General features: G+C 73.1%; 22 protein-coding genes. 9 read left to right on the top strand and 13 right to left on the bottom strand.

Annotation, left to right across the window (positions count from 1 at the left end):
* Positions 1-324: 324 nt before the first annotated feature.
* The 4 genes from SPOPO_RS0103005 to SPOPO_RS0102990 all read right to left on the bottom strand — a co-directional run bounded on the left by SPOPO_RS0103005 (position 325) and on the right by SPOPO_RS0102990 (position 5,333).
* A complete protein-coding gene (locus tag SPOPO_RS0103005; protein WP_019873298.1) occupies positions 325-531 on the bottom strand; it encodes a Clp protease/crotonase-like domain-containing protein in 207 nt (68 codons plus the stop codon).
* A gap of 256 nt (positions 532-787) precedes the next feature.
* Positions 788-3,448, bottom strand: coding sequence for a multicopper oxidase domain-containing protein (locus SPOPO_RS0103000; RefSeq protein ID WP_019873297.1), 2,661 nt, complete (start codon positions 3,446-3,448; stop codon positions 788-790).
* Positions 3,445-4,641, bottom strand: coding sequence for a hypothetical protein (locus tag SPOPO_RS0102995; RefSeq protein WP_019873296.1), 1,197 nt, complete (start codon positions 4,639-4,641; stop codon positions 3,445-3,447). Before SPOPO_RS0102995 ends, SPOPO_RS0103000 begins: the two co-directional genes overlap by 4 nt.
* Positions 4,638-5,333 (bottom strand): helix-turn-helix transcriptional regulator, encoded by a 696-nt coding sequence (locus SPOPO_RS0102990; RefSeq protein WP_028984474.1) that lies wholly within the window; start codon positions 5,331-5,333, stop codon positions 4,638-4,640. Before SPOPO_RS0102990 ends, SPOPO_RS0102995 begins: the two co-directional genes overlap by 4 nt.
* Positions 5,334-5,420: 87 nt before the next feature.
* On the opposite strand from SPOPO_RS0102990, the gene SPOPO_RS0102985 reads away from it, so the two are divergent.
* Positions 5,421-6,215 (top strand): DUF2249 domain-containing protein, encoded by a 795-nt coding sequence (locus SPOPO_RS0102985; protein WP_019873294.1) that lies wholly within the window; start codon positions 5,421-5,423, stop codon positions 6,213-6,215.
* Positions 6,216-6,522: 307 nt separating this feature from the next.
* Here the strand turns inward: SPOPO_RS0102985 and SPOPO_RS32285 are convergent, their stop codons facing one another.
* From SPOPO_RS32285 to SPOPO_RS0102965, 3 genes are all read right to left on the bottom strand, one after another.
* The gene (locus SPOPO_RS32285) at positions 6,523-7,935 is read right to left on the bottom strand and encodes an HNH endonuclease signature motif containing protein (RefSeq protein WP_019873293.1); all 1,413 of its coding nucleotides are present in this window, start codon (positions 7,933-7,935) and stop codon (positions 6,523-6,525) included.
* 177 nt (positions 7,936-8,112) lie between these two features.
* On the bottom strand, positions 8,113-8,787 hold the full coding sequence (locus tag SPOPO_RS0102970; RefSeq protein WP_019873292.1) for a LuxR C-terminal-related transcriptional regulator: 675 nt from the start codon (positions 8,785-8,787) through the stop codon (positions 8,113-8,115).
* Positions 8,784-10,028: a sensor histidine kinase gene (locus tag SPOPO_RS0102965; protein ID WP_019873291.1), complete on the bottom strand. Its 1,245-nt coding sequence runs from the start codon at positions 10,026-10,028 to the stop codon at positions 8,784-8,786. The genes SPOPO_RS0102970 and SPOPO_RS0102965 overlap by 4 nt, the downstream gene beginning before the upstream one ends.
* Positions 10,029-10,135: 107 nt before the next feature.
* On the opposite strand from SPOPO_RS0102965, the gene SPOPO_RS0102960 reads away from it, so the two are divergent.
* The 3 genes from SPOPO_RS0102960 (at position 10,136) to SPOPO_RS0102950 (ending at position 13,343) form a co-directional block, all read left to right on the top strand.
* The gene (locus tag SPOPO_RS0102960; protein ID WP_019873290.1) at positions 10,136-10,915 is read left to right on the top strand and encodes an ABC transporter ATP-binding protein; all 780 of its coding nucleotides are present in this window, start codon (positions 10,136-10,138) and stop codon (positions 10,913-10,915) included.
* Complete coding sequence (locus SPOPO_RS0102955; protein WP_019873289.1) at positions 10,912-12,873, top strand: FtsX-like permease family protein; 1,962 nt, start codon at positions 10,912-10,914, stop codon at positions 12,871-12,873. The genes SPOPO_RS0102960 and SPOPO_RS0102955 overlap by 4 nt, the downstream gene beginning before the upstream one ends.
* A gap of 65 nt (positions 12,874-12,938) precedes the next feature.
* Entirely contained in the window at positions 12,939-13,343 is a 405-nt protein-coding gene (locus SPOPO_RS0102950; protein WP_019873288.1) for an EthD domain-containing protein, read from the top strand.
* On the opposite strand, the gene SPOPO_RS0102945 is transcribed toward SPOPO_RS0102950, so the two are convergent.
* From SPOPO_RS0102945 to SPOPO_RS0102935, 3 genes are all read right to left on the bottom strand, one after another.
* The gene (locus SPOPO_RS0102945; protein WP_019873287.1) at positions 13,315-13,776 is read right to left on the bottom strand and encodes a hypothetical protein; all 462 of its coding nucleotides are present in this window, start codon (positions 13,774-13,776) and stop codon (positions 13,315-13,317) included. The genes SPOPO_RS0102950 and SPOPO_RS0102945 overlap by 29 nt on opposite strands.
* 77 nt (positions 13,777-13,853) lie before the next feature.
* Positions 13,854-14,213, bottom strand: coding sequence for a cupin domain-containing protein (locus tag SPOPO_RS0102940; RefSeq protein WP_019873286.1), 360 nt, complete (start codon positions 14,211-14,213; stop codon positions 13,854-13,856).
* Between the two features lie 26 nt (positions 14,214-14,239).
* A complete protein-coding gene (locus SPOPO_RS0102935; RefSeq protein ID WP_019873285.1) occupies positions 14,240-14,782 on the bottom strand; it encodes a DUF488 domain-containing protein in 543 nt (180 codons plus the stop codon).
* A 142-nt stretch (positions 14,783-14,924) separates the two neighbouring features.
* On the opposite strand from SPOPO_RS0102935, the gene SPOPO_RS27415 reads away from it, so the two are divergent.
* From SPOPO_RS27415 to SPOPO_RS34125, 4 genes are all read left to right on the top strand, one after another.
* Positions 14,925-15,311, top strand: coding sequence for an STAS domain-containing protein (locus tag SPOPO_RS27415; RefSeq protein ID WP_019873284.1), 387 nt, complete (start codon positions 14,925-14,927; stop codon positions 15,309-15,311).
* Positions 15,308-15,790 (top strand): ATP-binding protein, encoded by a 483-nt coding sequence (locus SPOPO_RS27410; RefSeq protein WP_019873283.1) that lies wholly within the window; start codon positions 15,308-15,310, stop codon positions 15,788-15,790. Before SPOPO_RS27415 ends, SPOPO_RS27410 begins: the two co-directional genes overlap by 4 nt.
* A gap of 137 nt (positions 15,791-15,927) precedes the next feature.
* Positions 15,928-16,986 carry a PP2C family protein-serine/threonine phosphatase gene (locus SPOPO_RS27405; RefSeq protein ID WP_019873282.1) on the top strand — a complete coding sequence of 353 codons (1,059 nt, stop codon included), beginning with the start codon at positions 15,928-15,930 and terminating at the stop codon, positions 16,984-16,986.
* On the top strand, positions 16,983-18,071 hold the full coding sequence (locus SPOPO_RS34125) for a cobalamin-dependent protein (RefSeq protein ID WP_019873281.1): 1,089 nt from the start codon (positions 16,983-16,985) through the stop codon (positions 18,069-18,071). The genes SPOPO_RS27405 and SPOPO_RS34125 overlap by 4 nt, the downstream gene beginning before the upstream one ends.
* Positions 18,072-18,111: 40 nt before the next feature.
* Here the strand turns inward: SPOPO_RS34125 and SPOPO_RS27395 are convergent, their stop codons facing one another.
* Together SPOPO_RS27395 and cspE are read right to left on the bottom strand one after the other, a co-directional pair.
* Positions 18,112-18,471: a hypothetical protein gene (locus SPOPO_RS27395; RefSeq protein WP_019873280.1), complete on the bottom strand. Its 360-nt coding sequence runs from the start codon at positions 18,469-18,471 to the stop codon at positions 18,112-18,114.
* A gap of 74 nt (positions 18,472-18,545) precedes the next feature.
* Positions 18,546-18,749, bottom strand: a complete 204-nt coding sequence (gene cspE / locus SPOPO_RS0102905) for a transcription antiterminator/RNA stability regulator CspE (protein WP_019873279.1) — start codon at positions 18,747-18,749, stop codon at positions 18,546-18,548.
* A 334-nt stretch (positions 18,750-19,083) separates the two neighbouring features.
* On the opposite strand from cspE, the gene SPOPO_RS0102900 reads away from it, so the two are divergent.
* A complete protein-coding gene (locus SPOPO_RS0102900; RefSeq protein ID WP_019873278.1) occupies positions 19,084-19,803 on the top strand; it encodes an 8-oxoguanine DNA glycosylase OGG fold protein in 720 nt (239 codons plus the stop codon).
* 16 nt (positions 19,804-19,819) lie between these two features.
* Here the strand turns inward: SPOPO_RS0102900 and SPOPO_RS27390 are convergent, their stop codons facing one another.
* On the bottom strand, positions 19,820-20,716 hold the full coding sequence (locus tag SPOPO_RS27390) for a phosphatase PAP2 family protein (RefSeq protein WP_156869517.1): 897 nt from the start codon (positions 20,714-20,716) through the stop codon (positions 19,820-19,822).
* Between the last annotated feature and the right edge of the window lie 161 nt (positions 20,717-20,877).

Here is a 20,877-nt window from a genome sequence, read left to right as displayed (position 1 = left end):
GTTTGTCAGCAGAATTGCGAGTGGACTGCCCCGGACCCCGGTGGATGACTGCGGACGTAAAACCGTACCTGAGCTGCAATTATACCGCTCAAGATCCCTACGTCCAGCGCTCGGATCGGACAGCGACCTCCCGTTCGCAACGAGGGGGCCAGGGGTTCAAATCCCCTCAGCTCCACCCAGTTTGTGCAGGCAGGGGCCGTTTTCCGAGAATCGGAAAGCGGCCTTTCGGCTGATCAGAGGCGGGTCTCAGGTCAACCCGCGGACCCGTTTGGCGGTGTTGGTCGGTTTCCGCGTCCGCGGTGGTCGGCGCCGCCTCCGCGGCGGCTAAGACGCCGGGGGTCCGGCCGGCACGATCCGCGGCGCGCCGGCCGTGACCTGTCCCAGGCCTGCGGGGTCGAGGAGCGAGCCGAAGCGCTGCATGTTGTGGGAGTGCGCGAGTTGGTGGAGCCCGAAGGCCGCCCGGAGCGCGGTCCACTGCCCCTGGGCGTCGAGGGCCTGATTCACCGCCTGCTTGGCCAGTTTCAACCCCATCGACGGTTGCGAGGCGATCCTCCGGGCCAGGTCAGTCGTGAACTGGTCCAGCTCGGCGCGAGGGTGGCCGGGTCGGCCACGTACTTCTCCGCGGTGAAGCCGCGGACATCGGTCTTCTTGACCACCTCGGCGTTGACGAGCTCGCGAACAGGGCAGCAGGGCCCATGCGAGGCTCCTCGTCGTCAGATCAGGGCGCCAACAATCGCGGCCCCGGCGGTTGCGCGCAAGAGGCGGGGCACCGGATGTTGACGGTCACTCAGTCGGTGACGTGGAAGTGGCCATGGGCGCCGCGTTCGGCGTCGATCATGACGTGGGAGACGAACGGGTAGTGGCCGGGTTCGGGGAAGACGAGTTCGACGAAACCGCCCTGCGCCGGGGCGAGGGCGAGGGTCTGGCTCCCGCCCGGGCCGGGGCGCAGGGTGTAGGACCCCTCCAGGTAGGTGGTGTCGAACTGGCCGCCGACGACGTGGAACGAGCTGCCGCGGTTCGGGCCGGCGTCGAGGACCCAGATGCGGACCCGTTCGCCGACCCGGGCCGGCAGGGGCCGGTGGTCGTACTGGCGGGCGTAGCCGTTGAAGGCGACGATGTCGGGTCGCTCGGCCCGGAGCTTGTCGACATCGACCGGACCGTCCGGCGGGCCGAGGTAGAACTCGGACTGCACCAGCAGGTAGCTGCGGTCCACGGCCGGGAGATCCGGCGGCTCGATGACCACGGCGCCGAAGAGTCCGTTGGCGATGTGGGCGGACATCGGCATCGTCGAGCAGTGGTACATCCACACGCCGGCGCGTTCGGCGCGGAACCGGTACCGCAGCGACTCACCCGGAGTGATGGTGCGCATCGGCTCGTCGGGCGCGAGGGCACCGGCGTGGAAGTCGATCGAGTGCCCGATCGTGCCTTCGTTGACGAGGGTGATCTCGAAGATGTCGCCGACCCGGCCGTGCAGGACCGGACCCGGGGCCGTGCCGTTGAACGTCCACAGCTGCTGCGTGACGCCGGGGGCGACCTCGCGCACCACGTCGCGAACGGTGAACGTGTGGCGGCGCACCTGATGATCCGTCAGCGGCGGGAGCACCGCGTCGTACGGCGTGAAGTCCGCGTTCGGGGTGGCGCGGAGGTCGAGCCGGTCCGTCGCGCTCGGCCCTGGGGCCGCTGAGTCGGGTCCGACCGCGTGACCCGGGTGCGCGACCGACGGCGCGGACAGACCGGTGGCCTCGACGGTGAGCACCATGCCCATCTGCCGGTGCCCGATCACCGAGCACCACCCGTCGAGCGCGCGCCCGACGACGCCGATGTCGAGCCGGGCCGTGTCCCCGGGGGAGAGGCGCCCGCTCCGGTCGCCGGAGTCGAGCACGAGGTCGTGGACGTCGTCGTCGCCGTTGGTCAGGTCGATCACCAGGCGATCCCCGGCGGGCACCTCGATGCGGTCGGGCACGAAGCGCATGTCGAGGGCCTGGATGGCGACCGTCGTCGTACGGCCGGTCGGCTCGACGCCGGCCGAGGCCGCGACCGTCGACGTCGCGCCCGGCAGGGCGCTCGGGTCGAGCGCGACGCCGCCCGCGACCGCGAGCGCCGTGACCGCCAGGCCGGTCAGGGCGAGGCCGGTTAGCTGTCCGGGCGGGCGTTCCGCCGCGGGTCGGCCCGGGCGTCCGGGCGTCACGGGACGTTCGCCGACCGGGGTTCGTTTCGCGACCCGGGAGGCCCGGATCGCCAGCACCAGCAGGGGAAGGAAGGCGGCGAGCCCGGCGAGGGCGAGCATCGAGGCGAGCACCCGGACCACGCTCGGTACCGGAAGGATGCACAGCAGCAGACCGGCGTTGATCACCGTGATGCGCAGGGCGCTGCCCCGGTCGAGGACGGTGTTCGCGGCCCGGGTCGGCGTCGCACCGCCGCCGAGAGCCACCGGGACCAAATAGGAGAGGGCGCCGAGCAGGACCTGTGCGGCGAACCCCGCCGCCAGGAACGGCGTGATGTCGCGGAACCGGGACCCGGCCTCCACCCAGGAGGACGCGGTGCCGATCGCGACCGCGAAGCTGACGAGCAGCCCGGCGAACCAGAGCAGTCCGGCCAGGACGGACCAGGTCGGATAGGACGCCGGTGCCTTGGTGCGCGCCGCAGCCACGAACGGTCGCGCCAGCAGGGCGGCCCCGCCCACGTAGGCGGTGACCCCGGCGGCGGCGACCAGGCGCTGGCCGCCCCACGCGCCGCCGGCGGCGATCAGGATCGAACCGACCAGGACCGGCAGCGCCCGGGCGGCGGCCGTCTCGGCGCCGGCCACGATGCGCGTCCGCAGCATCGTCGGCCACAGTGTGACCAACGTGCCGAGGACGGTCAGGCCCACCCACCCCAGGACGTTGACCAGGACGTGCGCCATCAGCACCTGCTGGTGCGTCGGATCGGCGAGTCCGCGGGCGAGGTACGCCCCGAGCCCGGCCCCGACCGGCAGCAGCGCCGCCGCGGCCACGTAGAACCGCACGGTCGCGGCGAACCGGGATCCGAGCGCGTGGCGCAGGTCCCGCGCCAATCTGACGCCGTGCCAGAGCACGGCGCCCGCGACCGCGGTGGCGCCGACGAGCGTGAGCACCCACCGACCGGTCAGGATCCCGGACACGACCGTCGCCGCGCCGCTGTTGAGCAGCAGCAACCGTGCACTCTGCTCCCGGCGTTCCGCCGGTCCGGAGCCGGTGTGGAGCAGCGCGTCGGCGAAGTAGCGACTCCACACCAGAATCGCGTGGCTGACCGCGCCGAGCAGGAACAGGTGGATCATCAGCCACCGCGGCGCCGTCACGTAGGGGTGCACGAGCGCGACGACGACCGTCGCGATCAGCCAGCCCACGACCGGGAGATCGCGCAGCGGCCAGAAACCTCGGGTCGCCGTGGGTCCGGGCGCCGTGGGCCCGGTCGCCGTGAGCCCGGTCATCGGAGGTCCCGGGATCCGGGGCGGAGCAGACCGCTCGCCAGGGCGACGGCCACCCCGGCGAACACAAGCAGGGCGACGATGTTGCCCACGCCACCGGTCTGCCAGGCCCCGTGGTGTCCCCGGGCGTCGCCGAGCCACAGCCGCACGACGAGCGACGCGTGCAGCAGGGTGGCGGGCACGATCAGCACCGGGTGGTACGGCAGTCGGCAGTGGAGCACGGCCGGGAGGATCACCGGCGCGTGCGCGAACACCATCGACATCGTGAAGCCGAGGAAGACCGCGTGCACAACCGCGTCGTACCGGGGTCCCTCCGGTGCGGGGCCGCCGAGGACCCACGCGGCCGCGGCGACGGCCAGCCACCCGTAGGCCGCGAGCGTGCAGCCGGCGACGTACCGGGGCAGGCCGCGCGACCGCACGGTCCGCCGGGCCACGTCGTACCGGACGAGCCAGCCGAGCAGGCTCAGGAGGGTGAGCCCGAACAGCACCGTCCCGGTCTCGGGCCACAGCAGCGCGGCGACCGCCCCGACGCCGACCGCGGCGGCGAGCACGACGAACGCGTCCTCGTGGGTCCCCCGGTCGAGCCGGGCCAGCTCCAGGCGTTCCGCCGCGACGGTGAGCACGAGGAACGCGACGAGCCAGGGGAGCAGCGCGGGCACCGTGACGTCGCCGAGCCACAGCAGCAGCGCGCCGGCGCCGAGGGCGGCGGCGAACGCCTGCACCGCGACCCCGCGGGCTCGCTGCCGGCGCCAGAGCGGCACGTGCACGGCGGCAAAGACGGCGACGCCGGCCAGCAGCGTGATCTGACCCACCTTCAGTGGTGCCGGGGACAGCAGCGCCAGCCCTCCGAGGCCGGTGAGAACCGGAGCGGCGAACCCGGCGGGGCGTCGCAGGGCGACGGCCCGCTCCAGCGCGATCAGCGTGGTGAGGAACCCGAACACGAGCGGCATGCCGTGGACCGCGGGAAGCCGGTCGGTCCGGATCGGGGCGGGCAGTCCGAGCCGGAGCAGCGCGGCGTCGAGTCCGGTCAGCAGCGCCACGGCGGCCGGGACCAGCAGCGCGGCCCGGAGCGCGCGCCGTCCCTCCGGCGCCGCGACGGACGCCGCGGGGACGGACGCCGCGGGGACGGACGCCGCGGGGACGGACGCCGCGGGGCCGGGCGCCGCCGCGGGTGCGCTCCCCGTCCGGATGGTCATCGTGACGCCGGTACCGGGTCCAGGTCGAGCAGGCAGGCGCCCGGCTCCGCGAACGGGGTGAGTTCGGCGCGCTCCGGATCCGCGCCGCGCGCGGCGAGCGCGCCGCGGACGATGCCGAGGTGGACGCCGCAGACGACGTCCGGGTAGGCCCGCGCGGTCTCGAGCAGCGGGCACCGGGTGAGCCGGATGGTGCCGCGTTCGGCGTCGGTCCTCGGCGCGAAGCCGATCTCGGCGAGCAGCTCCACGATCGGGCCCCGCCGGTCGGCCGCCGCCCCCGCGGTGTCCTGGCCGCGGACGAGATCCCGGCCCCACTGGATCCCGGCGGCGATGGCGTCGGCGCGGGGGGAGTCGCTGGTGCGGGAGATGAACCGGGCGAGCGTGGCGGCCAGGCCGGCGTACTCGGCGCCCGCGCGACCCGCGGTGGCGCCCCGCGCCTCGTAGCTCCAGGCCGGCCGCCCGCGACCGCTCGGCGCCGAACGCCGGCGGCGCACCAGTCCCGCGTCCACCAGGGCGTCCAGATGTTCGCGGACGGTGTTGGCGTGCAGGCCGGTGGCGGTCGTGAGCGTCGCCAGTGGCACCGGACCCGCCTGCTGCCGCAGCGTCGCCAGCACGTGCCCGCGCGACGCGGACAGCGTCGGCGCGGTCTCGCCGGATCGGGGTCCGAGCTCCGTCGACGGGGTGCTATTTTTCACGGAACTTAGTGTAAGAAATTCGCGCGGCCGCGCACAACGGCCTTTGGTCCGTCGAGCTGCCGTTCCCGTCACACCGGAGGTCTGGACATGGACACGATCGTGATCGCCTCGACCGAGGCCGACGCGGCGGCAGTCACCGCCGTCGAACAGCACCACGCTCAGCTGGTCGGGGCGCTGTCAATGCGCGTCGACGCCGCCCTGAGCGCGGTAGCGCGCGGCGACGCGGCCGCCGCGCGGGCCGCGCTGGTGGCGTTGGCGGGCTGGTGTCAGGCGGAGCTCGTTCCGCACGCGGCGGCCGAGGAAGCCGTGCTGTATCCGGCCGCCCGGGAGAACCCCGAGGGCCGACTGCTCATCGACGCCCTGCTCGCCGAGCACGGCGTGCTGCTCGGTCTGGTCCGCGAGTTGACGACCGTCCACGACGTCGTGCGCGGCGCCGCGGCCGCCGCCGCGCTGCGCGTCGTCTTCGACAGCCACCAGGCAAAGGAGAACACCCTGGTCCTCCCGCTGCTCGCCGCCGACCCGGACGTCCCCCTCGCCGACCTGCTCGCGGGGATGCACGACGCCCTCGAGACGGCCGCGCCGGCCACGGCGGCCGAGGACGCAGCGGTGGACGACCACGCCTGCGGCTGTGGGGGCCACGACGACCCGGGCTACCCCGAACTCGACGCCCGGGCCGTGCCCCACGCGATCCGGCACGCGACGGTCTTCGGCGCCCTCGACGCCGTCCGTCCCGGCGGTGGGCTGATCCTCGTCGCCCCGCACGATCCGCTGCCGCTGCTCGCTCAGCTGGAGCGCCGTTCGCCCGGCGTCTTCGAGGTCGGATACCTCCAGCGCGGCCCCGAGGCGTGGCGCCTCACCCTGGTTCGTCGGGCGGCTGCCTAGGCCGAGGGCTTCCGGCTCCCGGGTTGGGGTGACAGTTCAGGCTGTCGCTGTTGACCCGGTCAGTGGGGCAGGCAGCAGTCTTGCGTAGGCGCCGGGCGAGTTCGCGGCGGACCTGTCGTGGTGTGCGGCCGGGCGTGGGCCGGTCCAGCGCCTCGGCCAGGATCGTCGAGACCCCCTGCGCGCTCATCGCATCGGGCTGATGCGGGCGCCGTCGTCCTTGGGCAGCAACGCGGACACCCGTACTTCTCGGCCCGCTTGATCCAGGCGTGATGAGTCTTGCGCGAGATGCCGAACCGGACCTGCCCTGCTACGGCCCGCGGTCGGGGTCTGTTTCTGACGGTGGCTCTGGTGGCGAGGGCGTCGGTGGGGGTTCGTGTTGTTTGAGTCCGTCGCGGATGAGTTTCCAGTGCGCGTTACGTCGGGGTCTCTGCTCGGAGCCAACCCATTTCGGGGGGATCATTTCGGGATGGCCGTCGGCGCCCATCCGCACTTCCCACCCCTGATGATGTATCAGATAATGCTCGTGCGAGCAGACCAAGGCCATCTTGTCCACATCGGTGGGGCCGTCGTCGCGATCCCACCAGTGGATGTGGTGCGCCTTGCACCAGTTCGCGGGTCGGGTGCAGCCTTCGCCGATACAGCCGATGTCCCGGGCGACGAGGGCGGCCCACTGGGCGGGGGTGGCGGTGCGGGTCTCGCGGCCCATCGCGAGCGGCACCCCCAAAGTGTTCGCGACGATGGGGGTGATCCCGGCATCGCAGGCGATCCGGCGCAGGGTCGCAATGTCCAGGTCTTCCCCGGTCGCGGTGCGGGCGAAGGGGTGCCCGGTGTCGCCTGCCATGGTTTCGACGCTTGCGGTGACGTGGATGTGGGGGCGCACCCCGTGCGAGCGGGGGGCGTCCCCGAAACGCAGGAACTGCCGCGCGATGTCCCCGAGCGCGTCGTGACGGCGCTGCGGGGCCGTCCGCTCATCGGCCTGGCCGTTCACTGCCGGCCGCGGCGACGCCAACGGATCGATCGCCGCGTTCAGCAGCGCGGCGACCTCGTCGGTGAGCTCGCCGCGGATGCGGTGCAGCCCGTTACCCAGATCGGTGATCGACAGGTTCCGCCTGCGGTGCGCCCGCGCGGAGCGGCGGGTGTCCGCCGTTGATGCGGGGTCCTCGGGATCGAACTCAGGCTCTTTGCCGTCGGGGTCGATGGCTTCTTCGGCGTGGCGGGCCAACCTACTGATCAGCCCGGCGTGGAGCCCGATCCCCTCCCGCAGCAGCATCGTCTCGAAATCGCTCAGCTCCTGCGCCGAGGCGATCGGCTCGATCTTGGTCAGATCTTTCGCCAGGGCACGGGCCTGGGCCGGGTTGATCCGCCCGGCGGCCAGGGCGTTGATCGTCGCGGTGCCCTTGCGGGACAGAATGTCGGACTCCTTGACCCGCTGGGCGGCCTCGGCCGGGTGCAGGTCCAGCTTGCGCCCCAGCCAGGTCGCGGTCGAGACCTTCCCGTCCTCGGCAGCCAACCCCCGCGCGTCCGCCTCGCGCACCGCACGGATCCCCACCGCGGCACACGCCGCGTCCAACTCGGCCTGCGAGCGCAGCATCAACTCCAGCTCCGCGTCCGAGAACGTCCACACCTCATCCGTGGTGAGCATCGTCGCGGCCTTGCGCGCGTCCTGCACCGCACTGGCCATCAGGGCCAGTGCCGGATGCGTCCCCACCGCTGCGGACATACCACGATTCTACCTCGACTCGAACAAATGTTCGAGCATCGTCAAGACCTCATTTGCCCCTACTGTCACTAGTTTCTGACGGGACGTCAGACAATTCGCGCCCGCGACGCGCGAAGTCGACGCCAGGACGCGTCCGACCTGATCCGCCGGCCGAGCCCACCCGGGGTTCGGACACGGCTAGCCGACGCCGCGCAGGTAGGTGAGGACGGCAGAAACCCGTCGGTCGGAGTCCGGGTCGAGGTCGAGCTTGGCGAAGATGTTCCCCACGTGCTTGCGGACGGCGGCCTCGCTGACGTAGAGCCGGGACGCGATGGTCGGGTTCGTGTGCCCTTCGGCCATCAGGCCGAGAACTTCGCGCTCCCGGTCGGTAAGGGCGGCGAGCGGGCCGTCGTCGCGGCGTCGGGCGAGCAGGTGCCGGACGACGTCGGGGTCGACGACCGTGCCGCCCGCCGCGACGCGGTCGAGGCTGTCGAGGAACTCGCGGACGTGCCCGACCCGGTCCTTGAGCAGGTACCCCAGACCCGCGTGCCCGCTCTGCGTGGTGGAGTCCAGCAGATCGGTCACGTAGGCCTCGGCGATGTACGCGCTCAGCAGCAGGATCGCGATCCGCGGGTGCTGAGCGCGGATCGTCACCGCCGCGCGCAGACCCTCGTCGGTGTGCGTGGGTGGCATCCGGATGTCGGTGACCACGACGTCGGGTTGCAGACGTTCGGTGAAGACCAGCAGCGCGTCGGCGTCCGGGACCGCCGCGACGACCTCGTGCCCCGCGGCGGTGAGGATGCCGACCAGCCCCTCGCGCAGCAGCGCGACGTCCTCGGCGAGGACGATGCGCAGCGACTGACGGTCCGTCATGTCGGGCTTGTCATCCTCACGGTCGTCGGTCCGCCGGGCGGGCTGGTGACCTCCAGAGTGCCGTCGATCGCCTCGACCCGGACAGCCAGGCCCGCCAGCCCGGTGCCGCGGGCCGGGTCGGCGCCGCCGCGGCCGTCATCGACCACCGTCACGGTCAGCTCGCCGTCGACGACCCACGCGTGCACCTGCACCGACCGGGCCTCGGCGTGCCGGGCGACGTTCGTCAGCGCCTCGCTGACGAGGAAGTAGGCGGCCGTCTCCACCGGTGCCGGCAGCCGACCGTCGAGGTGCAGGTCGGTGCGGACCGGGACGGCGGAGCGGTCCGCGAGCTCGGTGATCGCGGCCGCGAGACCGTGGTCGGTGAGCACCTGCGGGTGAATGCCGCGGACCGTGGCGCGCAGGTCCTCCAGCGCCTCCTCGGCGAGGCGGTGCGCGCGCTGCACCTGCGCGAGCGCCGGCCCCTCGTCGAGGGAGAGCTCCGCCTGCCCGAGCGCCATCGTCAACGCGACCAGGCGCTGCTGCGCGCCGTCGTGGAGATCGCGCTCGATGCGCCGCCGCTCGGCCTCGAACGCGTCGACCAGCCCGGCCCGCGAGCGCCGCAACCGGTCGACGGCCTCGACCAGGCGCGCCTCCGGCGGGTCGAGCAGCTGCCGGGTCAGCGCGGCCTGGCCGCTGGCGAGGGCGGTGACCAGGTACGCCGCCCCGATCGCGGCGAGCACGCCGACCCCGACCGCCGGCCACGCCTCGGCGCCCGAGTCGATGCGCCAGCCGGCGACCTCGACCGCGTCCATCTCGACCAGCGCTGGCGCGAGCAGCAGCACCACCGGCACGGTCAGCGCGAACGTCACCACCACGGCGTCGACGACCCACAGCACCGTCGCCAGCAGGGCCGCGTAGCCGATCTCGGACCACGCGACCGGCAGCGTCCGCCACGTCCGGACCCGCTCACGCAGCGACGCGGTGCGGGCCGGCGCCGTCGGCAGGACCAGCCGCAACCGGGCCCGCTCCAGTTCGCCCACGACCGTCGTCACCAGCGGCACGTTCGCCAGCAGCAGCAGCCCGATGACGACGACCGCCGTCAGCACGCCCAGGCCGACGACCAGCCCGAGGACCACCAACGTCAGCACCCCGACCGGGACGGTCGAGAGCAGGTAGCCCAAAGAGCGCCACGGCCAGACCGAGGTCAGGAACACCGTCGGCCGGCCGCGGACCGCGGTCCAGGCGTCGGGGGAGCGGGGCACTGATCGAGCGTAGAAGCGAAGGCCGCTCCCCGCGGTAGCGCACGCGCTACCTCGATCGTGGCGCGCGGGCCCGTGTGTGCGGCCGCGAGGACGGGTGCACTGGATCCATGCCGCTTCCGACCTTCGCCCGCACCGCTTCCGACGAAGACGCCGCCACCCTCGCCGGACCGGCCGTCGCGCTCGACGACGTCACCCGCATCTACCGGTCCCGCGCCGGCAGCGTCGAGGCGCTGCGCGGCGTCACGCACGCGTTCGCGCGCGGGACGTTCACCGCGATCATGGGGCCGTCCGGCTCCGGCAAGTCGACGCTGCTGCAGGTCGCGGCCGGCCTCGACGCCCCGACCCGCGGCCGGGTCAGCATCGCCGGGACCGACCTCGGCCGGCTCGACGCGACGGCGCTGACGAAGTTCCGCCGCACCGCGATGGGCTTCGTCTTCCAGTCCTACAACCTGCTCGACGCGCTGACCGCGTTCGACAACGTCGCGCTCCCGGCGCGGCTCGCGGGGCAGCCGGTCGACCGCGCCGCGGTCCTGAGCGCGCTCGACCGCGTCGGCCTCCGGGAGCTCGCCAAGCGCCGTCCGCCGGAACTGTCGGGGGGTCAGCAACAGCGCGTCGCGATCGCCCGGGCGCTGCACACGCGGCCCGCCGTCCTGTTCGCCGACGAGCCGACCGGCGCGCTGGACCGCACCACCGGCCGCGACGTCCTCGCGCTGCTCCGCGGTCTCGTCGACGAGGGCCAGACGGTCCTGATGGTGACGCACGACCCGCTGGCCGCGTCGTACGCCGACCAGACGCTCTTCCTCGCCGACGGCCGCATCGTCGGGCACCTGTGGAACGCCGACGCCGACACCATCGCCCGCCGCATGAACGAACTGGAGCGGGCATGACCGCCACCGCGCTGCGGCTGGTCACCGGTCCGCTGACCGGCCCGATGAGCCGCCTGTCCCGGCAGACCGTCCGCGTCTCGTGGCCCGCGTACCTCGGCGCGTTCGTCGCGCTCGTGAGTGGTGTCGTGCTGATCGCGACGACGGTCAATCTGCTCGGGTCCGTCGACGCCACGCTGTCCCGGCTCGGCCCCGCGGCCACCGAGGACCAGCGTCGGCAACTCGACGACCTCACCTCGATGCTCGGCATCATGTCGGCGATCTCGCTGTTTCTGGCGGTCTTCGTCGTCGGTTCGACGTTCGGGTTCGTCGTCGCGACGCGGCGCCGGGAGCTCGGGCTGCTGCGGCTCGTCGGAGCGACGGGCGGGCAGGTGCGCCGGCTGGTCCTGGGGGAGTCGCTCGCCGTCGCGGTCGCGGCATCCCTGACGGGGTGTCTGATCGCGACGCCGCTCGCCGGGCCGGTGCTTGCCCTCGTGCGGCACATCGGGCTCACCGACCAGCACCTCGTGGCGCCGGCGCCGTGGCTCGCCTGGTCGATCGCGGCCCCGACGGGGATGGCCGTCGCCCTGCTCGGGGCGTGGCGGTCCTCGCGGCGGGCGGCGAAGGTCCCACCGACGGCGGCTCTGCGCGAGGCCGTGATCGAGCGCGGCCGGCCCAGCGTCACGCAGTGGATCGTCGGCACCCTCTGCCTGGCGGGCGTCGGAGCCACCGTCGTCGTCGCGGTGATCTACGCCGACCGCACCGGTCCGTTGTTCGCCCTGATCGCGGCCGTGCTGCTGCCTGAGGTCGTCGTGATCGGGCTGATGTGCTTCGGCCCGTTCCTCATCCCACGCGTCGCCGGGTTGCTGGCGCGACCGTTCGTGGCCCGTGACGTCGCGGCACGGATCGCCCGCGACGACCTGCGCGCGGGTGTGCGGACGACGACCGCGGTCGCCGCCCCGGTGCTCGCGATCTCCGCGATCGCCTCCTCGATGCTCCTCGCGCTCAGCTTCACCGCCGACTGGACGTCCGCGCTCGACCGCGCGCACCTGCGCGCGCCGCTCGTCGTCCAGGCCGAGGGCGACCAGGCGGTGTTGACGCGGGTGACCGATCACCCGGCCGTCCGCCTCGTCGACCAGCGTCACGTCGTGCCGGTGCACCTCGACCTCGACGGGTTCGCGCGCGAGGACGTCGACGCCGTCGACGTCGCGACCGCGACCGCCGCCCGCGGCCTGCGCGCCACGAAGGGCAGCATCGACGACCTGCACGGCCGCGCCGTCGCGGTCTCGCGGAGCTGGACCACCGACGCCGGCAAGGGCCTCGGCGATCGCGTCGCCGTCCGGATCAACGGCGAGGAGCACCGCCTGCGGATCGTCGCGGTCGTGCCCGACGCCCCCGACCTCTACGGCGACATCCTGCTGCCGGTCGACCTTGTCGCGGGCCAGGTCGCCCCGACGCCGGCGGCGGAGCTGTTCGTGGTCCTGCACGAGGGAGCGGACGTCGAGGCGGCGCGCGCATCGCTCGCCCGGGACCTGCCGGGCGCGACCGTGCTGACCGGCGACGAGTGGATCGACGCCGTGACCGCGGAGGTCCGGCGCGCGAACAACCTCGGGCTGACGATCCTGCTCGGCCCGGCCGGGTTCTACGCCGCGATCGCGGTCGTCAACGCGACCCTGATCGGCGCGACCCAGCGCCGTCGGCAGTCGCGGACCCTCACCCTGCTCGGCGCGACGCCGGACCAGCTCCGCCGGGCCGCGATCTGGCAGGCGGGCTTCGTCACCGGCGCCGGCCTGGTGCTCGGCGGGCTCACCGCGGTGGGGCTCGGCCTCCTCGTCCGCCACGCGATCGCCACCGACCTCGTCGGAACCGGCGTCAGCCCCGCGCTCACGATCCCGTGGCTCCCGCTGCTCGGGATCGTCGCGACCTGCGGGCTCCTGGCGACCGCCGCCGCCCTCGCCGGCTCCCGCCGCCCCGCCCCCTGACGAGGACATCTCCACCCCATCCCCACTGGAGATGTCATCTCCAGTGGGGATGGGACGCTGGGCGGGTGATCAAGCTCGTCTTCTGTCTGCGGCGCCGGGAATCGCTGAGCCACACCGAGTTCGCGCGGTACTGGCGGGAGGAGCACGCGCCGCTGGTGCGGGCCCACGCGGAGACGCTGCGGATCCGGCGATACGTCCAGAGCCTCGGGGTCACCGACCCGCGGTTGGCGCCGGCGGTCGAGGCGCGGTGGCCGGGCGGCGCGCCGTTCGACGGGGTCGCGGAGCTCTGGTGGGACAGCGTCGAGGATCTCGCCGCGGTGCAGGCCGACCTGGCCGGGCGGGCGGCCGGGCGGGCGCTGCTGGAGGACGAGCGCCGCTTCATCGACCTCGCGCACTCGCCGATCTTCTTCACCGAGGAGTCCGTGGTCCTCGGGGACGGTCTCAGTGACGGAGAATCGCCGGCCGGGTGAGGAGGGGGTCGGGGTCGTACTTCGCGGCGAGGCGGGCGAGGGTGAGGGCGGCGAGGAGGAGGCCGAAGTCGCGGAGGGCGACGTCGTAGAAGTCGTTCACCACCAGCAGGTTGACGATGATGCCCAGGAGCCACGCGGCGACGAGGAGCGAGCCGAAGCGCGGGCGCAGGAACACCGCGACGCCCGCGACGATCTCGATGACGCCGACCGCGTACATCAGCTCGGTCGCGTCCCCGGGGAGCCACCGGACGAGGTCGTCGGCGAGGTAGATCTCCCACTCGACGAGGATGTCGAAGAACTTGTCGAGCCCGAACGCGATCGGGGCGACGGTGAACGCGAGACGGAGCATCCAGAACGCCTCGAACCCGGCGTCCCGGTCCGTCATCAGCCGGTCGCGCGTGGTGGGCGCGGGCCGGCCGCTGGTCGTGGTCATGGAGCGTCCTTTCCTGAACACAGTCCTCGGACGGACCTCTTCCGTCAATGAGATTGTGTTTTAGAAAGGGGTCGGTCTTACCCCGAGAACGGCTCCAAGGTCAGGGCCTGCCGACGCTGATGGACAGTCAGGTAGCGCAACCCCTCCGGCCCCGCGGTGAACTGGCGCCGCGACCCGCGCGGCAGCCACACCAACGCGCCCGGCTCAAGCGCGACCGGTTCGCCGTCGGTCCCGAGCTCCCCGGACCCGGCGAGAACGTGCACCAGGACGTCGAGCGGCGGGCCGTCGTGCGCGTCGATCCCGCCGCCGGGCGGCAGGACGATGACGTTCGAGTCGAGGTCGCGCCGGCTCTCCTGCAGCTTCCAGGCCGCTCCGGCCGTGACCGTCGGCTCCAGCCGGCGCGTGTTGACCAGTACCCGGGGAGTGTCCGCATCCATGCGCGCAAGCTACGCCGCCGAGCTGGTCAGGGATCCCCGGGCTCGTCCGGGACCGCGTCGTAGACGACGTGGTCCCCGGCGGGCCGGGCGCCGGGCGTCACCGGGTGGTCCGCGAGCCGGCCGTCGTGGAACAGGTGCTCGACCGCCACCCCGGACACCAGCACCAGGTGGTCGGCGAGCAGCCGGCGGTGACAGCGCCACCACACCGACTCCGAGCACATCACCAGCACGGACGCCGCGTGCGCGAGCCCCAGCAGGTCGTCGACCGCCGCCGCGAACTCCGCCGTCTCCATGTGGTCGGCGTACGCGCGGAACTGCAGGTTGCGCAGGCCGACGTGCGTCGAGTCCGGGTCCGGCCGCCGGCGGCCGCCGAGCTCGGCGACCCACCGGTAGTCGATGCTCGCCGCCGGCAGCCACTCCGTCATCCGGTCCCGCCCGACGTGCGGGTGCCGTCGACTGCCCGGGAACCGCCGGACGTCCACCACGTGCGTGATCCCGGCTCCGCGGAACAGCTCCGTGAGCTCGTCCTGCGTCGCCGTGCCGTGTCCGGCGCTCCGGATCGTCGTCATCCCTCCTGGTTACCCGACCGGCGCCCTGATGCCCTGGAGCCGCAGGTCAGCGCCCCGTAGGCTCGGCGCTGTCACCCGTTTCACAGGTTCGGCAATCCGCCGCGAGGGGTAGGACCGACCGGTACGGCAACGAGAGGTGGAGATGGGTCAGGTCCTGGTCACGCGCCCGGTGGAGGCGGGACCGCCGGTCCTCGCCCTGACCGGGGAGTGGGACGCGGCCGACGAGCAGCTGGAGGAGTCGCTGCTCGCGCACCTGCAGGCCGGCGACGGTCACCTGGTCATCGACATGCTCAACGTCTCGTTCATCGACTCCTCCGTGGTGCGGGCGCTGGTGGCCGGTCACCGCGAAGCGGCGGCCCGGGACGGGTGGGTCCGCCTGGTCTACACCCACCACGTCATTCGGCGGGTGATCGAGATCTGCGGGTTGACCGAGCTGTTCCCCCAGTTCGGCTCGGTCGAAGCGGCGATGCGCGGCCACGAGCGGCACGGTGGCGAAGCCCTCGCAGTCGAGGACGGACGGACGAGATGAGCAGTACCCCCTTCCGAGAACGACGGCTCCTGCTGAGCGCCGACCTGCTGTCGGTGACGCACGGGCGGCACTTCGTGCGCGACACCCTGCTGGAGTGGGACCTCGCGCGCCTCGTCGAGGACGCCGAGCTGGGCGTCAGTGAGCTGATCGCCAACGCGGTCCGGCACGCGCGGACCGACGTCACCCTCTCCATCTCGGCCGCCGACCGGGTCACGATCTCGATCGCCGACGGCGAGCCCATGCTGCATCGCCCGTTCGTCCCGCTGGACGAGGATTTCGCCGAGTCCGGCCGCGGCCTGAAGATCGTCGCCGCCGTCTCCGACGACTGGGGCATCGAGGCCCGCGCCGGCGGCAAGGCCGTCTGGTTCAGCCTGATGCTGCCCGACAGCGCGACCGCCGACGCCGACCTGTTCTCCCTGCACCGCCCGGCTCCCGCCGCCGGCCAGGCCGAGGGCTCCTCGAAGGCGGGCGTCGGCTGAGCGTCGACCGCTTCGCCGCCGACGCCGGACTGGCGCTGGCGGGGACGCTGAACCTGCGCCGGACGCTCGGCCGCGTCGTCACCCTCGCCGTCCCGCGCCTCGCCGCGTGGGGTGCCGTCCTCGCGCCCGACGGTTCCGTGCACCGCGTGGTCTGCGTCGGGACGGGGGCGCCGCGCGAGCACACGACGACCACGATCCCCGCCGCCGCCCAGCACCCCGGCTCGCGGCCGCTGGACGACCCCGGTCTCCTCGAAGAACTCGGCGCCGACCCCGCCCTGGCCAAGGAACTGGCCGACGCCCCGGCCGAGCTGATCACCGTCCCCCTGCACGCGTACGGGTCGGTGACCGGCGCGCTCGTGCTCGCCCGGCGCACCGACGCCCTCGGCGACGAGGCGGCTGTTCTCGACGCCATGACCGACGCCCTCGCCCAGCGGGCCGCGCTCGCCGTCGCGTCGGCCCGGATCTACGAGGAGCGGGCCGCGCTCGCGAGCACCCTGCGCGCCGCGCTGCTACCGCCCGACCTGCCCGACGTCGAGGGCGTCGAGCTCGGGGCGCGGTACCGGCCCGCTCAGCAGGCGACCGCGATCGGCGGCGACTTCTACCAGGTCTACCCCTGCGGCGGGGCGTGGGCGTTCGACATCGGCGACGTCTGCGGCAAGGGTGTCAACGCCGCCGTCCTCACCGGGCAGGCCCGGCAGTCGCTGCGCACCGCGGCGCTCGTCGAGACCGACCCCGTCCGGACCCTGACCGTCCTCAACGACGCGATGCTCGCCGTCGACGGCTCGAAGTTCCTCTCGGTCGTCCACGGCCGGTTCGCCCGCCGCGACGGCGGCGTCACCGTGCACCTCGCGACCGGCGGGCACCCGCCGCCGTTGCTCCTCCGTCGGGACGGGACGGTGCAGACCGTCGAGACGACCGGCATGATCGTCGGCATGCTGCGCGAGGCGCGCTTCCGCGGCACCACGGTCGAGCTCGAGCCGGGAGAGACGTTGCTGCTCTACACCGACGGCGTCACCGAGGCGCGCGTCGGGGACCAGCTCCTCGGGTCGACCCGGCTGGCCGCGATGGTCGGCGACTGCGTCGACATGACGGCGCAGGCGATCACCGAGCGGATCGAGCAGCTCGTCCTGGAGTACCTCGACGGCCGGTCCCACGACGACATCGCGTTGCTCGCGTTGCGGGCGGAGGACGCGTGACCGTGACCGAGGCCGCGCTGTCCGCCGACGTCCGCGACCGGTACTGGGACGCCCTGAGCCGGGGCGACCGGACCGCCGCCGTCGCCGCCGCCCTCGGCGAGCTCGAGCGGGGCGTCCCGGCGATCCGCATCTTCGACGAGCTCGTCCGACCCGCCCAGCTCGAGGTCGGCCGGCAGTGGGCCACCAACAGCTGGGGCGTCGCCCGCGAGCACGTCGCCACGAGCATCAGCGAGGACGTCGTCGCCGCCCTCGGCGCGCGCACCGCCGCCGGGCCGGCCCGCGGGCGGATCGTCGTCACCTGCGTGGAGGGGGAGTGGCACGCGCTGCCCGCGCGGATCCTCTCGGAGTCGCTGCGCCTGTCCGGCTGGGACGTCTCCTACCTCGGCGCCTCGGTTCCGACGCCGCACCTGGTCTCGTACCTGCACGACCTCGGCCCGGACCTCGTCGCGCTCTCCTGCTCGGTCTCGACCTCGCTGCAGCGCGCCCGGCGGATGATCGAGGCCGCGCGCGGCGCCGGCGTACCCGTCCTCGCCGGCGGCCGTGGCTTCGGCCCCGACGGCCGGTGGGCGCTCGCCCTCGGCGCCAACGGATGGGCCCCCGACCCGACCGCCGCGCTCGAGCTCATCGAGTCCGACGCCTGGCCGTCGTTCACCGACCAAGCTCCGCCGCTCGAGCACCCCGACGACGCCCACGTCCGGCTCCGCGCCGCCCACGGCGACCTCGTCGACGCGACGATGGCCGAACTCGCCCGCGTCTTCCCCCCGATGGCCGCCTACGACTCCGAGCAGCGCGCCCGGACCGTCGAGGACATCGGCTACATCCTCGACTTCCTCACCACCGCGCTGTTCCTCGACGACGTCGAGCTGTTCACCGACTTCGTCGGCTGGCTCGCCGAGATCCTCACCGCCCGCGGCGTCCCCGCCGCCGCCGTCCGCCTCGGCCTCGACGCCCTCGACGCCGTCCTCGTCACCGTGACCGGCACCGCGACCGGCACCGCGACCGACGTCGCCGAGGCCGACTGGTCGCGGACGCGGACCTTGCTCGCCTGTGGAAAAGAAAGGGTGACACCCCTTACTGCGCAGTAAGGGGTGTCACCCTTTTCTGGCGCCAGAAAGGGTGACACCCCTACGTGGCGGCGGCCTTCGCGGCGCGTTTCTCGGCCTTGCGGCGGGCCTTCTTCAGGGCGCGGACGGGGCACTTCTTGCATCGGGGCTTGGACTTGCAGCACTTCTTCTTCAGCTTGCCCGCGCGGATCTTGGCCGCGACCTTCTCCTGCGGGGAGCGGGCCTCAGCCTTCGGCATGACCGTCGGCGGAGGCGAGGACGAGCAGCGACAGACCGAACTCCACCGGACGATCCTCCACGACGCGGAGCCCGGCACGGCGGCGGGGCCGCCGAGCCGCTCCGCGCGGACGACGCGGCCGGTGACACCCGCGGTGCGGGGCAGCGCGCACGGCGCCGGGACGCGCGGAGGGCCGCCACCCACCCGGGTGACGGCCCTCCGGCAGTTCTGCCGCTCAGCCTGGCCAGCAGGCCGGGGCGGTCAGAGAAGTGAGCAGGTCAGATCGCGCGAACGTTCTCGGCCTGCGGGCCCTTCGCGCCCTGGGTGATCTCGAACTCCACCCGCTGGTTGTCCTCCAGCGTCCGGTAGCCGTTCGACTGAATGGCGCTGTAGTGAACGAAGACGTCCGCGCCGCCGTCGTCCTGAGCGATGAAGCCGAAGCCCTTCTCGGCGTTGAACCACTTCACGGTGCCCTGGGTCATGCTGGATGTGCTCCTTCAAAAGCCGTGCGCACTGCACGATCTGACAGACCTCGCCTCGAGGCCCCAGGTCGTCGGCTTCACGTGCCCCCGAAAGACAAAACGCCCTCCGGAGGTGTGTCTCCGTGGGCGTTTCAAGAACGTACGGGGAACTGCTTCGCCTTCAACCTGGCAGGGACGCTAGCACAGGAAGTGGCGTAGGACACCCCTCCGGACGATCAATCCGCAGGCGGCCGAAAGGGCATCCGAACGGCGCAGTGCGGTCGCAATGGGTGCACGGGACTCTTACCGTGCGTTTCATGATCACCGTGCGTCACTCGCGTCCGGAGTCGTCCTCATGAGCTCGGGGCGCCGCGCCCGGGCGGCCGCCGACCGACTGCGTGCCCTGCCCGGGGAGGAGCGGCCGGTCGCCCTCCCCGCGGCGAAGTGGCGCTCCGCCCTGCCCGACGACGCGTGGCCCGCCGGGTTCCCGAAGAACGGTCAGGTCTGGCGACAGGACGTCTTCGACGTCGCGCTGCGCTGGCGTGAGGACCGGGCGAGCGCCCGACAGCTCCTCGCCGCCGTCCTGATGTGGACCGACGGCGAGCAGGCCTCCGGCCGCCGCCGGGCCGGTCGCGCCCTCGCCGGCGACCCCGCGGGGGACCGTCTGGAGGCGGCCCTCGCCGGCCTGCGCGTCGAGCGCCCCGGCACCGCGGCCCTGCGCGCGGCCTACCTCGCGCTGCGGACCACGTCCCGGCTGCCCGACCTCGACGCCGACACCTGCACCCGCCTGCTCTACTTCGCCGGCTACCGGCGCGGCGTCGGCGGCGTCCAGCCGCTGATGCTCGACGAGACCATCGCCGGCCGCCTCCCGAAGGCGGCGGAGATCTCCAGCGCGGCCAGCCGCGGCTCCAGCCTGGAGTGGGTGCGCTACATCGCCTGGGCCGCCCAGCAGGCCGCCGACGACGCCGTCGAGCCCGACCGCGTCGAGCTGGACCTCACCGCCGGCGGGCTCCGCTACGGCGAGGGTCGCGTGACCCGGACGGACGAGGTCCGGGGACGGCACGCGCGCCGCTGAGCGGCGCCCGGCGAACTCAGTCCTGCGCTGCCCGCCCCGCGGGCTCGAGGGCCGGTTCCGCGGGAGCGTCCGCGGTGGTGGTCGGCGCCGGCGCGGCCGGGCGCTCGGCGGGGACGATGCCGTAGTAGTCCGGCTGGTTCGCCGCGCGGCGCTGCCGCACGACGTGGACCGGGTTCAGCCGGTACCACGGCACGACGTGGTTGCCGCAGAGGTAGACGACGAGCGCCAGCAGCAGGCAGGCGATGATCCCGTCGATCCAGTAGTGGTTCGCGGTGCCGACGACGGCCATCGCGGTGATCGTCGGGTGCAGCAGCCACAGCCAGCGCCAGCGGGTCTTGAACGCGGCGATCAGGCCGGCGGCGACGAGCATCGCCCAGCCGACGTGCAGGCTCGGCATCGCGGCGTACTGGTTGATCAGCGACTGCGCGTCCGGGTCGTCGTGGTAGACGTTCGGCCCGTACAGCGCGGCGGTGTCGACGAAGCCGTACTGGGTGAGCATGCGCGGGGGCGCGAGCGGGAACAGGATGTGCCCGAGCAGGGCGATCGCCGTCATCGCGATGATCGCGCGGCGCACCGGCGGGTAGAGCTGCGGCCGCCGCAGGTACATCCAGATCAGGAACGCCGCCGTTCCCGGTAGGTGCACGAACGCGTAGTAGGTGTTCGCGAACTCCACCAGCCACTGCATCGGGAGCATCGCCTGCTGCGCGTGGAGCTCGTTCGGCAGCCGCGCCCAGCGCTCGAGGTCCCAGACCCGCTGTGCGTTTTCATAGGCGAGATTGACGTCCGAGGTGTGGACGACGCGGCCGAACTTGTAGATCGTGAAGAGCACGACCATCGCGATCAGTTCGCGACCGAAGCGGGTCACCGACGCCGCGCGCGGACGCATCAGGGACTGCCGTACGGCGTCAGCCACAGTCCCTCCGTCCGTCGGCCCCGGGCTGGAGCCCAGGAAACCCAGGAACCGACCCGCGGCCGGATCCTGGGGAATCGCCCGTTACGTCATGGTGAGCGTAACCGAGTGTGGTCCAGATCCCACCGCTCTCGCCAGGGAGAAAACCCGTCCGAAACCGGGTT

This window comes from Sporichthya polymorpha DSM 43042 (genome assembly GCF_000384115.1).
In the GTDB taxonomy this organism is placed as follows: Bacteria; Actinomycetota; Actinomycetes; order Sporichthyales; family Sporichthyaceae; genus Sporichthya; species Sporichthya polymorpha.
This window is presented reverse-complemented; position numbering and strand designations above follow the sequence as displayed.

Coding starts and splice junctions, on each gene's coding strand:
- SPOPO_RS0103005 (WP_019873298.1), bottom strand. CDS start 531: ATGGGGTTGAAACTGGCCAAGCAGGCGGTGAATCAGGCCCTCGACGCC.
- SPOPO_RS0103000 (WP_019873297.1), bottom strand. CDS start 3,448: ATGACCGGGCTCACGGCGACCGGGCCCACGGCGCCCGGACCCACGGCG.
- SPOPO_RS0102995 (WP_019873296.1), bottom strand. CDS start 4,641: ATGACCATCCGGACGGGGAGCGCACCCGCGGCGGCGCCCGGCCCCGCG.
- SPOPO_RS0102985 (WP_019873294.1), top strand. CDS start 5,421: ATGGACACGATCGTGATCGCCTCGACCGAGGCCGACGCGGCGGCAGTC.
- SPOPO_RS32285 (WP_019873293.1), bottom strand. CDS start 7,935: ATGTCCGCAGCGGTGGGGACGCATCCGGCACTGGCCCTGATGGCCAGT.
- SPOPO_RS0102970 (WP_019873292.1), bottom strand. CDS start 8,787: ATGACGGACCGTCAGTCGCTGCGCATCGTCCTCGCCGAGGACGTCGCG.
- SPOPO_RS0102960 (WP_019873290.1), top strand. CDS start 10,136: ATGCCGCTTCCGACCTTCGCCCGCACCGCTTCCGACGAAGACGCCGCC.
- SPOPO_RS0102955 (WP_019873289.1), top strand. CDS start 10,912: ATGACCGCCACCGCGCTGCGGCTGGTCACCGGTCCGCTGACCGGCCCG.
- SPOPO_RS0102945 (WP_019873287.1), bottom strand. CDS start 13,776: ATGACCACGACCAGCGGCCGGCCCGCGCCCACCACGCGCGACCGGCTG.
- SPOPO_RS0102940 (WP_019873286.1), bottom strand. CDS start 14,213: ATGGATGCGGACACTCCCCGGGTACTGGTCAACACGCGCCGGCTGGAG.
- SPOPO_RS0102935 (WP_019873285.1), bottom strand. CDS start 14,782: ATGACGACGATCCGGAGCGCCGGACACGGCACGGCGACGCAGGACGAG.
- SPOPO_RS27415 (WP_019873284.1), top strand. CDS start 14,925: ATGGGTCAGGTCCTGGTCACGCGCCCGGTGGAGGCGGGACCGCCGGTC.
- SPOPO_RS27410 (WP_019873283.1), top strand. CDS start 15,308: ATGAGCAGTACCCCCTTCCGAGAACGACGGCTCCTGCTGAGCGCCGAC.
- cspE (WP_019873279.1), bottom strand. CDS start 18,749: ATGACCCAGGGCACCGTGAAGTGGTTCAACGCCGAGAAGGGCTTCGGC.
- SPOPO_RS0102900 (WP_019873278.1), top strand. CDS start 19,084: ATGAGCTCGGGGCGCCGCGCCCGGGCGGCCGCCGACCGACTGCGTGCC.